This is a genomic window from Acidovorax sp. 69 (assembly GCF_002797445.1).
Lineage (GTDB): Bacteria > Pseudomonadota > Gammaproteobacteria > Burkholderiales > Burkholderiaceae_C > Acidovorax.
This window is the reverse complement of the sequence record NZ_PGEP01000001.1, coordinates 2,342,693-2,354,732: the sequence shown is the minus strand read 5'-3', so window position 1 is coordinate 2,354,732 and position 12,040 is coordinate 2,342,693. Positions and strand designations below refer to the sequence as shown.

Here is a 12,040-nt window from a genome sequence, read left to right as displayed (position 1 = left end):
TCAACCGCCCAGGCTCACAAACACGTTCTGCACATCGTCGTTGCCGTCAATGGCCGCCAGAAAGCTTTCGACTTCCTCCAGCTGTTCAGCGGTGAGGTTGGCCGGGTTGACGGGGTTCTTGGGCTTGTAGCCCAGCTTGACCGACAGCACGTTGAAACCGTGGGCGGGCAGCGCCCGGCTCACCAGGTCAAGTTCTGCAGGGTCGGTCCAGAAGGTGGTGGTACCGTCTTCGTCGCCCGGTTCGCAGTCTTGTGCACCCGCTTCAATGGCGGCCTCTTCGGGGTCGGCGCCCGCAACGGTCGGTTCGGCTTCGATCATGCCGACATGGTCAAAGTCCCAGGACACCGAACCCGAGGTACCCAGTTGGCCCTTGCGGAACAGCACGCGCATCTCGGGCGCCGTGCGTTTGACGTTGTCAGTCAGGCATTCGACCATCACGGCCACCTGGTGCGGGGCGTAACCCTCGTAGATCACGTGCTCGAAGCTGACGGCCTCACCACCAATGCCAGCGCCTTTTTTAATGGCACGGTCCAGCGTCTCTTTGGGCATAGAAACTTTGCGCGCCTGCTCCACCACCAGCCGCAGCTTGGAATTACCAGCCGGGTCAGCGCCGCCGCGTGCGGCGACCATGATTTCCTTGGCCAGCTTGCCAAACAGCTTGCCTCTGGCATCTGCGGCCTGTGCCTTGCCTTTTGCTTTCCACTGCGCGCCCATGGTGATGTCTTTCTTGGAGTTGCGGCGCGCCACGGCGCCTGTGAATCTGTTTGCGGCCCCTTTGCACCCTGGGAGCCCTTGAAAAAAGGCGCCATGCACATCTGAACCGAACCCTATAGGTTACCACTGACGGCCCCGTTGCCTTGCCGCCACGCCAAACGACCCGCTCGCGCCTAGGGACGGGTAACCTCGGCACCATGCGCCCCCCTCCACCCTTCGCTCCGCAGGACCATTGATGCTCAACACCCTGTGGCTGGGCTTTTTTCTGACCGCTGCCGTCGCCGCGCTGGCGCAGTGGCTGCTGGGCGGCAACGCGCAGATCTTCGCCGCCATGGTCGAGTCGCTGTTCGCCATGGCCAAGCTCTCGGTCGAGGTGATGGTGCTGCTGTTTGGCACCCTCACGCTGTGGCTGGGCTTTTTGCGCATTGCCGAAAAGGCCGGCATTGTGGACGCGCTGGCCCGCTGGCTGGCGCCGCTGTTCCGGCGGCTGATGCCCGAGGTGCCCAGCGGCCACCCTGCCCTGGGCCTGATGACGCTGAACTTTGCCGCCAACGCCCTGGGGCTGGACAACGCCGCCACCCCCATGGGCCTGAAGGCCATGAAGGCCCTGCAAGAGCTGAACCCCCGGCCCGACACGGCCACCAACGCGCAGATCCTGTTTCTGGTACTCAACGCCTCATCACTTACCTTGCTGCCGGTGACGATCTTCATGTACCGCATGCAGCAGGGCGCGGCCGACCCGACGCTCGTCTTCCTGCCCATCCTGCTGGCCACCTCGGCATCCACCCTGGTGGGCCTGCTCAGCGTGGCCGTGGTGCAGCGCCTGCCGCTGTGGAGCCCCGTGGTGCTGGCCTACCTGCTGCCGGTAGCGCTGGGCCTGGGTGGCTTCATGGCGCTGCTGACCACACTGAGCGCCACAGCCCTCGCGCAACTGTCATCGCTGCTGGGCAACCTCACACTTTTCTCGCTCATCGTGCTGTTTGTGGCGGTGGGCGCATGGCGCAAGGTGCCCTTGTACGAGGCGTTCATCGACGGAGCCCGCGAAGGTTTCGACGTGGCCAAAAGCCTGCTGCCCTACCTGGTGGCCATGTTGTGCGCCGTCGGGGTGTTTCGCGCGTCGGGGGCGCTGGGCTATGTGCTGGATGGCATCCGCTGGTGCGTGGAGCTGCTGGGCGCCGACACCCGGTTTGTGGACGCCCTGCCCACCGCCCTGGTCAAACCCTTTTCAGGCAGCGCAGCCCGCGCCATGCTGATCGAAACCATGCAGGCCCAGGGCGTGGACAGCTTCGCCGCGCTGGCCGCCGCCACCATCCAGGGCAGCACCGAGACCACCTTCTACGTGCTGGCCGTGTACTTTGGCGCCGTCGGCATCCAGCGCGCACGCCACGCTGTGGGCTGCGCCTTGCTGGCCGAGTTGGCCGGTGTGGTGGCGGCCATTGGGGTGTGCTACTGGTTCTTTGGCTGATGGAAAAAATTCAAGCCAAATTGGCCTCTAGCGCTTACCCATTAAGCGCAAGCAGCTATTCTTTTGATAGTTCAATGTGCGCCTGTCTGCGTGGAAGACACAAGGTGACCCGCCGCTTATTGCGATCTTGGCCCTTCGACCTCAAGTCTTCTCGTTGCGCGATCCTGCGACGGCTAACGGACAGGCGCAGCCAATAGCAGCAGTGAGGACCAAACGATGCCTCCGCTCAACGTTTGGCATGAGAGGAGCAAGCCAGCTTGCCGGGGAGTGACAACTCGATGGAAGGGTTGGGCATCACCTCGCACCCTTTGCACCCTTCTTCTTCAAGTGATAGGTGAAAGATGCGGCAATGCACATTGCCAGGGAGTCTTTCGGCACCTTGTCTTCCAGTGAGAACACCAATGCCCGGTTTCCTTCGAACGTGAAGTCAGTGGGGAAAATGGTTCGAAAAGTCTCGACCAGATCGGTCTGGCAGTTGAAGTACATCGCGTACTGATTGGGATGCTGATTCTTCCAGTCCATCCGCACCGTGCTGCCATTTTTGTTCTTCGTGGCGTAAGCAGGCTCACCCCATTTCAGCGTCTCTTCGATTTCTCCAGCGCCGTCCGCAGTAGCGGCGGTTTCGAAAACGAGTTCCCTCAGAGCCAAGAGCTTGGCTCGCACGTTGGGCGGATACGCAGCGAACTTCGCGGCAACCTCGGCGCTGGCAAATGGCTTCATGCAAATCTCTCGGTTCAACGGACTGGGGACGCCTGACGTCTAGATTCAGTGGGCAGTGCAGCCGATCCACTGCAGTGCCGGGTTCCGGACACTCATTTCTCCTGAAACTGGCTTGCAGCTGCAGCTTGTAAGCCAGTGGAAACAAGCTCTACTTCGGCCCGTGGGGCAGAAACGCTCAGCACCCACTTTTAATGCCTTTTGGGTCTCTAGCGCTTACCCATAAAGCGCGAGCAGCTATGAATTCAATAGTCAACATCTCACATGAGCCGAGCGGCCTCATCTTTGGCTCTGGGCGGTCATACCCCCTCACTCCGGCTCACTCAACCCCTGCTCCCATTCCGCCAACTGCTCGTTGGTGGCCACCAGCCGCCCCACCAGCAGTTTGATAAAGGCCTTGTCAAAGCGTGACTGCAAGTCTTCGGACGCTTCGCGCAGCGCGGGGTTGCGCACCTTGAGCACCAGCACCTCGGTCTCGGCCACGGCGGAGGCGGTGCGCATTTTGTTCTCGGGGCGCAGGTAGGTCATTTCGCCCAAGGTGACACCGGCGCCCAGGGTGCTCAGGCTCCAGCCTTGGCGGCTGATGGCGACCTGGCCTTCGATGAGGATGCAGAACGAGTCGCCGGGGGTGTTTTCGCGCATCAGCACGGTGCCTGCCTCCAGCCTGCGCCAGTGGCCCAGGCGCATCAACTCCCACAGCGCCACGTCGTGAAAATCGGCAAAGAAGGGCAGCGCACGCAAGCAGGCAAATCGCTCGGCTTCGGTGTCTTGGGATCGTTGGCGAGGCAGGCTCTGGTGGGCGGCCAGCAGGGCTTGGGCAAAGTCGTCCCAGGTGGCAAAGCGGTCGGCAGGCTGCTTGGCCAGGGCGCGCAGCAACACGTCATCCACATGCGCGGGCAGCGAGGCACGCAGCAGGCTGGGCGGTGTGGGCGTTTCGTGGCTGATCTTGTAGAGCGTCGCAAAGTCGGTGTCGCCATCAAACGGGCGACGGCCGGTGAGCAGTTCGTACACCACCACGGCCAGCGAGAACATGTCGCTGTGGTGCGTGAGGTCTTGCTCGCGCACTTGCTCGGGCGACATGTAAGACGGCGAGCCCACCAGGCCCGACAGCTGGGTAGCGTCGCTTCGCAGGGACAGCGCGGCGCCAAAGTCGGTCAGCTTGACGTCGCCATCGCGCGCCAGCATCAGGTTGGCGGGTTTGATGTCGCGGTGCACCAAGCCTTCGCGGCAAGCGTATTCGAGCGCGTTGCAGCACTTGAAGGCAATGTCGAGCACCTGCGGTACGGGCAGCAAGGTATCGGGCGTTGCAAAGTCAGACAGGGCCTGGCCGTCGATGAATTCCAGCACCAGATACGGCGGAAAAGCTTCTTCGTCGGCGTCCAGCAGGCGAACGATGTTGGGGTGCCGCAAGCGGCCCGACAGTGCGGCCTCGTTGCGCAGCAGCTTGCGGTAGCGGTCAGCCAGCTCCGGTTGTTTGAGCAGGTGGGCGTGCGTCTGCTTGATGGCCACCTTGCGGCCCCGAAAGCCGTCCAGCCCCAAATACACGACGCCGCTGGCGCCCCGGCCCAATTCGCGTTCGATGCGGTACTTGCCGATGGTGGCAGGTGGGGCAGAGGTGGCTGTGGCCATGGTGGGGCTCCCGGTCAGGGTGGGCGGTTCGGGAAGGGGTCGGTGTAGATGGGGTCAGGCTTCGGCGAGCGCCTGCTCAAAGTCGGCCAGCAGATCTTCCACTTCTTCGAGCCCTACCGACAGGCGGATCATGCTGTCGGCCATGCCCATGGTGGCGCGCACAGCCGGGCCGGCCTCCCAGAAGATGGTGTGCGCCACCGGGATGATCAGGGTGCGCGTGTCGGCCAGCCCTGTGGCCTTGATGGGCAGCTGCAGCCGGTTGCACACGGGCAGGCATTGCGCAGGGTCGCGCAGCTCAAACGACAGCAGCCAGGAGCCTGCCTTGAGGTGTTTGCGCGCCCTTTCGTGCTGCGGGTGTGATGGCAGCAGGGGGTACAGCACGCGCGACACGGCGGGGTGTTGCTCCAGCCATTGCGCCAGCGCCAGCGCGGTGGCACTGGTGCGGTCCATGCGCAGCGCCAGCGTTTCGGCCCCCAGCGCCAGTTGGTGCGCGGCATGCGACGACAAGGTGCCGCCCATGTCGCGCAGGCCCTTTTTGCGCAGCTGTTGCAGGCCCCAGCCCTTGGCGTCGCCCTTGCGGTAGGCCGCAAAAATGTTGGGGTAGCCCGACCAGTCGAACAAGCCGGTGTCAGTGATGGCGCCGCCCAGCGCGTCGCCATGCCCGCCAATGCTCTTGGTGAGCGAGTTGACCACCAGGCCCGCCCCCACGCTGCTGGCGCGAAACAGGTAGGGCGACGCGACGGTGTTGTCCACCACGTACAGGGCACGATGCGCTTTGCAAAGGGCACCGATGCCTTCGAGGTCGGGGATCTGCGTGCCGGGGTTGGCAATGGTTTCGACAAACACCATGCGGGTGTTGGGGCGCAGCGCGGCGGCCACGTTGGCGGCGCGGGTCACGTCCACCATGGTCACATCAACGCCCAGGTCAGCCAGTGTGCCCAGCACGCTGTTGGTGTTGCCAAACACGAACTGGCTGCACACCAAGTGGTCTCCCGCCTTCAGCAAGGTCAGAAACACCGCGCAGATGCCGGCCATGCCGGTAGAAAACACGATGGAACCGTGCCCGCGCTCCATCTGCGTCAACTTGGCCTCCAGCGCCGCCGTGGTGGGCGTGCCCTGGCGCGCGTAGTTGAAGCCACCCTTGGCGGTGCCCTGAAACACGGCGATCAGGTCTTCGACCTTGTCATAGCCGTACTGCACCGAGGTGTGGATGGGCTGGTGGATGGCACCCTGCTCGGCGCCGCCCAGGCGGTCGGCGTGCACGATCTGGGTGGTGAAGCGGTGGTTTGGTGATGTCATCATAAAAATCTGCGCTGTTTCTGCGGTCTACGTGCAAGGTGGGGCGAACAATACTGGCACGCCCTGGTGCCAGCGCCCCCTTGGAACTGGCTCTGCCAGGCCACCGGGGTGCGTCCCCCCTCTGGGCGGAAGGCGCGCAGCGCCTCAGGGGGCTACCGTTCCGGTGCGATGTGTTCTGCGTAATCGTACAAGGCGCCCAGGATGTCCTGCGTACGGTCGTCGTCCGCCGTCTCAGAGAGTTCGTCGATTTCGGTGAACAGTTGCTCCACCGTGCGCGCCCCGCCCTGCCCGTCAAACAGGCAGACGGCACGGTGGGACTCCCAACGTTCAGTCTCTTCGGGCGACAGCGTTTGCGGAAAGTTGCGCGCCCGGTAGCGCCAGAACAGCTCTGCCAGGCGCGGGTCATCAAAGTTCGCGCGCGCCTTGGCCAACTTGTCGCCGCTCAAGGTGCGCAGGTCATTCAGCAGGCGGCGATCGTTGTTGCCCACAAAACCACCGTACAGGTCCTGGTCCACGTCCGGAGACGCCTCTGGCGGGCACGCAAACACGGCGGGCCAGATGCCACTCATGTCGGGCAGCCCCCGCGCCACATCAGCATGCGCTGCGGCCTGGGCCATGTCGATGCCCCAGCGCTGCGCCAGCGCGGGGGTAAGCGTGTTCACATTGCCCACCACCATGGGGGATTTGTTCAGGTGAATGGTCTTGACCGGCAGGCGCGTCATGCCCTCGGGCAGCGCGTCGGCCTTGCTGAACATTCGCAGGCGGATTTCATCGGGGCCCATGGTGGCGAGCGGCGCCGGGTCGTGGGCCAGGTCCCAGGCGATCAGTTCGTTTTTGTTGGTGGGGTGGCTGGCCAGCGGCCACATCACGGCCAAGCAACCGCGCTCGGTGGGGAACATGCCAGACACATGCAGAAACGGCTTGGCCGTGGTGGTGGTGGCAGGCAGGCGCAACTCGGCGGCAACGCGGTCTTTTTTGTGCAGGCTGAGCGCAAAGTCAAACAGCTTGGTGTTGTGCTGGCGAATCAGCCGCGCCAGCGCAATGGTGGCGCGCACGTCCGACAGCGCATCGTGCGCGGCCTCGTGCAGCAGGCCGTTGGCTTTGGACAGGTGCTCCAGCTTGAAGCTGGGCGTGGTGCCGTCCTCCTTTTTTGGCCAATGAATGCCATCAGGCCGCAGCGCATAGGTCATGCGGACCACGTCCAGCAAATCCCAGCGGCCACACTGGTTCTGCCATTCGCGCGCATAGGGGTCGATGAGGTTGCGCCAGAACATGAAGCGCGTGATCTCGTCGTCAAACCGGATGGTGTTGTAGCCCACGCCGATGGTGCCGGGCTGGGCAAACTCGGCCTCAATGCGGGCGGCGAACTGGTGCTCTGGCACGCCCTGCTCCAGGCACTGCTGGGGCGTGATGCCGGTGATGAGGCACGAGACCGGGTCAGGCAGGTAATCGTTGGCGGGCTGGCAATAGAGCATCAGCGGCTCGCCGATTTCATTGAGCTCGGCATCCGTGCGAATGGCTGCGAACTGCGCGGGCCGGTCACGGCGCGTGTTGGCACCAAAGGTTTCGTAGTCGTGCCAGAGAAAAGTGTGGGGGGCCATGGTCAGTGAGCGCGAGAGTGCAAGACAGGGGCGAGGCAGCAACTGTAACCGGATTTGACGCCATTTTGCCCTCTAGCGCATACAGATAAAGCGCTAGCAGCTATCAAAATAATAGTGAGCAACATCCATCGCCCAGCACGCAGTGATACACCTGCACCGGAAGGGCGTCGCTGCCACGCAGGACAATGGCGCATGCAAAGCAATACCCATCTACCGATTCGGCCACGGCGTAACAAGGCCGCAATGTTCGCATTCGGCCCCACGCTGATGACCGCCCTGGTGCTCACGGGCTGCGCCTCGGCACCCGCGCCCCGGGATCATCCTGCCAGCGCAACTTCTGCAGCATCGCCAACCGCGTCTTCCGCGCCGGTCAGCGCCACCCGCCCCTCTGTGAGCCCCCCACCCGCAGCGGACACCGGCAGCGCAGACCATACCGCCGGGTTTATCGTTTGGCGAACAGCCTTCCTGGACCAGGCCCTGAAAGCAGGAATCCGTCCCGACACGGTGCGCAATGTGCTCGCCAGCGCCCAATGGCAGCCCAGAATTATTGAGCTGGACCGCGCCCAACCCGAGTTCACGCGCACACCCTGGGCCTACCTGGACAGTGCCGTGTCTACGCAGCGCGTAGCGCAGGGGCAGGCCAAGCTGGCCGAGCACGCCGCCCCATTGCAAGCGGCCTCCAGCCGCTTTGGGGTGCCTGCGGCCGTCATCACCGCCATTTGGGGCATGGAAAGCAACTACGGCAGCAATTTCGGCAGCTTCCGTACCGTCGATGCATTGGCCACGCTGGCCTATGAAGGCCGGCGCCGCAGCTGGGCGCAAACCGAGCTGCTGGCGGCCTTGCGCATCATCGACCAGGGGGACATTGCCGCTGACCGCATGATCGGATCCTGGGCGGGCGCCATGGGCCACACCCAGTTCCTGCCATCGGTGTTCCTTGCACACGCGGTGGATGCCGATGGCGATGGCCATCGCGACATCTGGGGCAGCGTGCCGGATGTGGCGGCGTCCACGGCAGCGTTTCTGGCGGGCGAAGGCTGGCGCCGGGGAGAAATGTGGGGCCTGGAGGTCCGGTTGCCTGTGGGGTTTGACTACGCACGCACAGAACTGACGGTACGGCAGTCGTCCCAACAGTGGGCTGCCGAAGGCGTGCAGCCCATGAATGGGCAACCCATGCCGGCGCTGGACAACACCTCCATCCTCACACCAGCAGGCGCACGCGGACCCGCGTTTCTGGTGGGGCACAACTTCCGTACCTTGCTGCGTTACAACAATGCCGTGACGTATGCCCTGGGAGTGGCACAGCTGGCGCAACAGATCGAGGGCGGTGCCCCCATTGCCGCAGCGTGGCCGCGTGACCTGCCGCCCCTGTCACGCGAACAAGTGCAGGCGCTGCAAACCGCGCTGAACCTGCGCGGCTTTGACACGGGAACCCCCGACGGTGTGCAGGGGCCCGCCACCCGAGCAGGTCTGCGGCGCTACCAGCAAAGCGAAGGCCTGGTGGCCGATGGTTACGCCACCCTCGAACTGCTGGATCGGCTCAGAGGAGCCCAATCCCTTGGCCCCTCATCAGCACCCGCGCGCTGAGGCCTGGCCGCACCGATGGCACTTGTTTGTTCAGTTCAGCCCCGAGCTGCGGTGCACCGCGTCGGAATGCAGTGACTCGCTGAACTGGTCCACGATCAGCGCCCATGGCGCATCGGACTTGATCTGCTCCCCCAGAAACTGCCGCTGCGCCTCGCTCCAATAAGGCGCATCACAAAGCGCTACCTCAGTGGCCAACTGGTGGCCCTTGATGAACTCGGCAATTCCCTGCGTGCTGGCATCCAGCCCGAGTTGCTCAAACAGATGGGTCATGGAAGGACTGGTCGTGATCATGGGAAGACTCCTTGAAAAATGGAAAGCAGCTAGCGGCGGTTGCATGCAAGAGCGAAGCGGCCGCGTCGCCAAAACCAGAAACATAGCAGCTTGGAGAGCGATTCAACCGGCACTGACGCAACTCGATGCGCGACCTGTTCAGATTGGGTGTTTGCCGCGCAGTGCCTCTTCGTTTTGCCTCTCACACACCAGCGCCCTCGGCCTACACCCCAGGTGTGGCCGAGACGTGACACGATGGAACGACCAAAGAAAAAGCCAGCCACCTCAATGACGGCTGGCTTTCACTTTCAGGGCGCTACGCACCGGGGCAAAACCACGGTGCCGGCCCGCCCGCCTGACGACTTTCAGTCGGCCGTGGCTTCTTCTGGCTCTGTCGGCTCTGATTTGGCCGAACGTTCTTTTTTGGGCAGCGGCTGGATGTCCAGCAGCACTTCCGAGGTTTCCACACCCTTGTCATCGGTCTTGAGTTCGATGTCGACGGTGAGACGGCCACCTTCCGTGAGGCGGCCGAACAGCAGTTCGTCGGCCAGCGCACGGCGGATCGTGTCCTGAATCAGGCGCTGCATGGGGCGGGCACCCATGAGTGGATCGAAGCCCTTCTTGGCCAGATGCTTGCGCAGCGTGTCGGTAAAGGTGACTTCCACCTTCTTTTCAGCCAGCTGTTGCTCCAGTTGCAGCAAGAACTTGTCCACCACCCGCAGGATGATCTGCTCGTCGAGTGCCTTGAAGTTGACGATGGCATCCAGCCGATTGCGGAACTCGGGCGTGAACAGGCGCTTGATATCGCCCATCTCATCGCCCGCCTGGCGCGGGTTGGTGAAGCCGATGGTCGCCTTGTTCATGGTCTCGGCGCCAGCGTTCGTCGTCATGATGATCAGGACGTTACGGAAGTCGGCCTTGCGGCCGTTGTTGTCCGTCAGCGTGCCATGGTCCATCACTTGCAGCAGCACGTTGAAGATGTCGGGGTGCGCCTTCTCGATTTCGTCGAGCAGCAGCACCGCGTGTGGCTTCTTCGTGATGGCTTCGGTCAGCAGGCCGCCCTGGTCAAAACCGACGTAGCCCGGAGGCGCGCCGATCAGGCGGCTCACGGCATGGCGCTCCATGTACTCCGACATGTCGAAGCGGATCAGCTCGATGCCCATGATGTAGGCCAGTTGCTTGGCCGCTTCGGTCTTGCCCACGCCCGTGGGGCCGCTGAACAAGAAGGAGCCAATCGGCTTGTCGCCCTTGCCCAGGCCCGAGCGCGCCATCTTGACCGACGACGCCAGCACTTCGAGGGCCTTGTCCTGGCCAAACACCACGCTCTTCAAGTCGCGCTCCAGCGTCTGCAGCTTGCCACGGTCGTCGTTGGACACATTGGCGGGCGGAATGCGGGCGATCTTGGCCACGATCTCTTCGATCTCGGCCTTGCCGATGGTCTTCTTGCGCTTGCTCGGCACCATGATGCGCTGGGCAGCGCCGGCTTCATCGATGACGTCAATCGCCTTGTCGGGCAGATGGCGGTCATTGATGTACTTGGCGCTCAGCTCAGCCGCAGCTTGCAGGGCCGCCGCAGCGTACTTCACGCTGTGGTGCTCTTCGAAGCGCGACTTCAGGCCCTTCAGGATGTCGATGGTTTCCTGCACCGTGGGCTCGACCACGTCCACCTTCTGGAAGCGGCGCGACAACGCGGCGTCTTTTTCGAAAATGCCACGGTATTCCGTGAAGGTGGTCGCGCCGATGCACTTGAGCTGGCCGCTTGAGAGCGCTGGCTTGAGCAGGTTGGACGCATCCAGCGTGCCGCCCGAGGCTGCGCCCGCACCGATCAGGGTGTGGATCTCGTCGATGAACAGAATGGCGTTGGGCTTGTCCTTGAGCGACTTGAGCACGCCTTTCAGGCGCTGCTCGAAATCGCCGCGGTACTTGGTGCCCGCCAGCAGCGCGCCCATGTCGAGCGAATACACCACGGCCTCGGCCAGAATCTCGGGCACATCGTTCTGCGTAATACGCCAGGCCAAGCCTTCGGCAATCGCCGTTTTGCCCACGCCCGCTTCACCCACCAGCAGCGGGTTGTTCTTGCGGCGACGGCACAGGATCTGGATGGTGCGCTCCACTTCGTAGTGGCGCCCGATCAGCGGATCGATCTTGCCATCCTTGGCAGCCTGGTTCAGGTTCTGGGTGAACTGCTCCAGGGGCGAGGCTTTTTCATTGCGCTCGCCACCACCGCCCTCTTCGCCCTCAGCCTGGTTCTCGGCCTTGGCGGGTTCTGGGGGCTCGCCCTTTTTGATGCCATGGGCGATGAAGTTGACCACGTCCAGGCGCGTCACGCCCTGCTGGTGCAGGTAGTACACGGCGTGCGAGTCTTTCTCACCAAAGATGGCCACGAGCACGTTGGCGCCAGTGACTTCCTTCTTGCCATTGCCCGTGGACTGCACGTGCATGATGGCGCGCTGGATCACCCGCTGGAAACCCAGCGTGGGTTGTGTATCCACCTCGTCGGTGCCGGCCACCTGCGGGGTATTGTCTTTGATAAAATTCGACAACGATGAGCGCAGATCATCGATGTTGGCCGAACATGCGCGCAGCACCTCCGCTGCGCTGGGGTTATCGAGCAGTGCAAGCAACAGATGCTCCACGGTGATGAACTCGTGGCGCTGCTGGCGGGCCTCAACAAAGGCCATGTGCAAGCTGACTTCCAGTTCCTGGGCAATCATGTGAACTCCTTTGTGCTTGCGTGGAAGGGATAACTGTAGATCGG

General features: G+C 63.2%; 9 protein-coding genes. 2 read left to right on the top strand and 7 right to left on the bottom strand.

Annotation, left to right across the window (positions count from 1 at the left end):
- Positions 1-714 carry a YebC/PmpR family DNA-binding transcriptional regulator gene (locus tag CLU85_RS10795; RefSeq protein WP_100412483.1) on the bottom strand — a complete coding sequence of 238 codons (714 nt, stop codon included), beginning with the start codon at positions 712-714 and terminating at the stop codon, positions 1-3.
- 235 nt (positions 715-949) lie between these two features.
- Here CLU85_RS10795 and CLU85_RS10790 point away from each other — a divergent pair, with 235 nt between their 5' ends.
- A complete protein-coding gene (locus CLU85_RS10790) occupies positions 950-2,179 on the top strand; it encodes a nucleoside recognition domain-containing protein (RefSeq protein ID WP_100410258.1) in 1,230 nt (409 codons plus the stop codon).
- A gap of 294 nt (positions 2,180-2,473) precedes the next feature.
- Here the strand turns inward: CLU85_RS10790 and CLU85_RS10785 are convergent, their stop codons facing one another.
- The 4 genes from CLU85_RS10785 to sbcB all read right to left on the bottom strand — a co-directional run bounded on the left by CLU85_RS10785 (position 2,474) and on the right by sbcB (position 7,425).
- Positions 2,474-2,899 (bottom strand): DUF1801 domain-containing protein, encoded by a 426-nt coding sequence (locus CLU85_RS10785; RefSeq protein WP_100410257.1) that lies wholly within the window; start codon positions 2,897-2,899, stop codon positions 2,474-2,476.
- A 306-nt stretch (positions 2,900-3,205) separates the two neighbouring features.
- The gene (locus CLU85_RS10780; protein ID WP_100410256.1) at positions 3,206-4,525 is read right to left on the bottom strand and encodes a protein kinase; all 1,320 of its coding nucleotides are present in this window, start codon (positions 4,523-4,525) and stop codon (positions 3,206-3,208) included.
- 54 nt (positions 4,526-4,579) lie between these two features.
- Entirely contained in the window at positions 4,580-5,827 is a 1,248-nt protein-coding gene (locus CLU85_RS10775; RefSeq protein ID WP_100410255.1) for a cystathionine gamma-synthase family protein, read from the bottom strand.
- Positions 5,828-5,976: 149 nt separating this feature from the next.
- Positions 5,977-7,425 (bottom strand): exodeoxyribonuclease I, encoded by a 1,449-nt coding sequence (gene sbcB, locus CLU85_RS10770; protein ID WP_100410254.1) that lies wholly within the window; start codon positions 7,423-7,425, stop codon positions 5,977-5,979.
- Between the two features lie 243 nt (positions 7,426-7,668).
- Between sbcB and CLU85_RS10765 the strand changes: the two genes are divergently transcribed.
- Entirely contained in the window at positions 7,669-9,012 is a 1,344-nt protein-coding gene (locus CLU85_RS10765) for a lytic murein transglycosylase (RefSeq protein WP_100410253.1), read from the top strand.
- Between the two features lie 30 nt (positions 9,013-9,042).
- Here the strand turns inward: CLU85_RS10765 and CLU85_RS10760 are convergent, their stop codons facing one another.
- Both CLU85_RS10760 and clpA read right to left on the bottom strand, forming a co-directional pair.
- Positions 9,043-9,303, bottom strand: coding sequence for a DUF2789 domain-containing protein (locus CLU85_RS10760; RefSeq protein WP_100410252.1), 261 nt, complete (start codon positions 9,301-9,303; stop codon positions 9,043-9,045).
- Between the two features lie 344 nt (positions 9,304-9,647).
- Positions 9,648-11,996, bottom strand: coding sequence for an ATP-dependent Clp protease ATP-binding subunit ClpA (clpA, locus tag CLU85_RS10755; RefSeq protein ID WP_100410251.1), 2,349 nt, complete (start codon positions 11,994-11,996; stop codon positions 9,648-9,650).
- Positions 11,997-12,040: the final 44 nt, after the last annotated feature.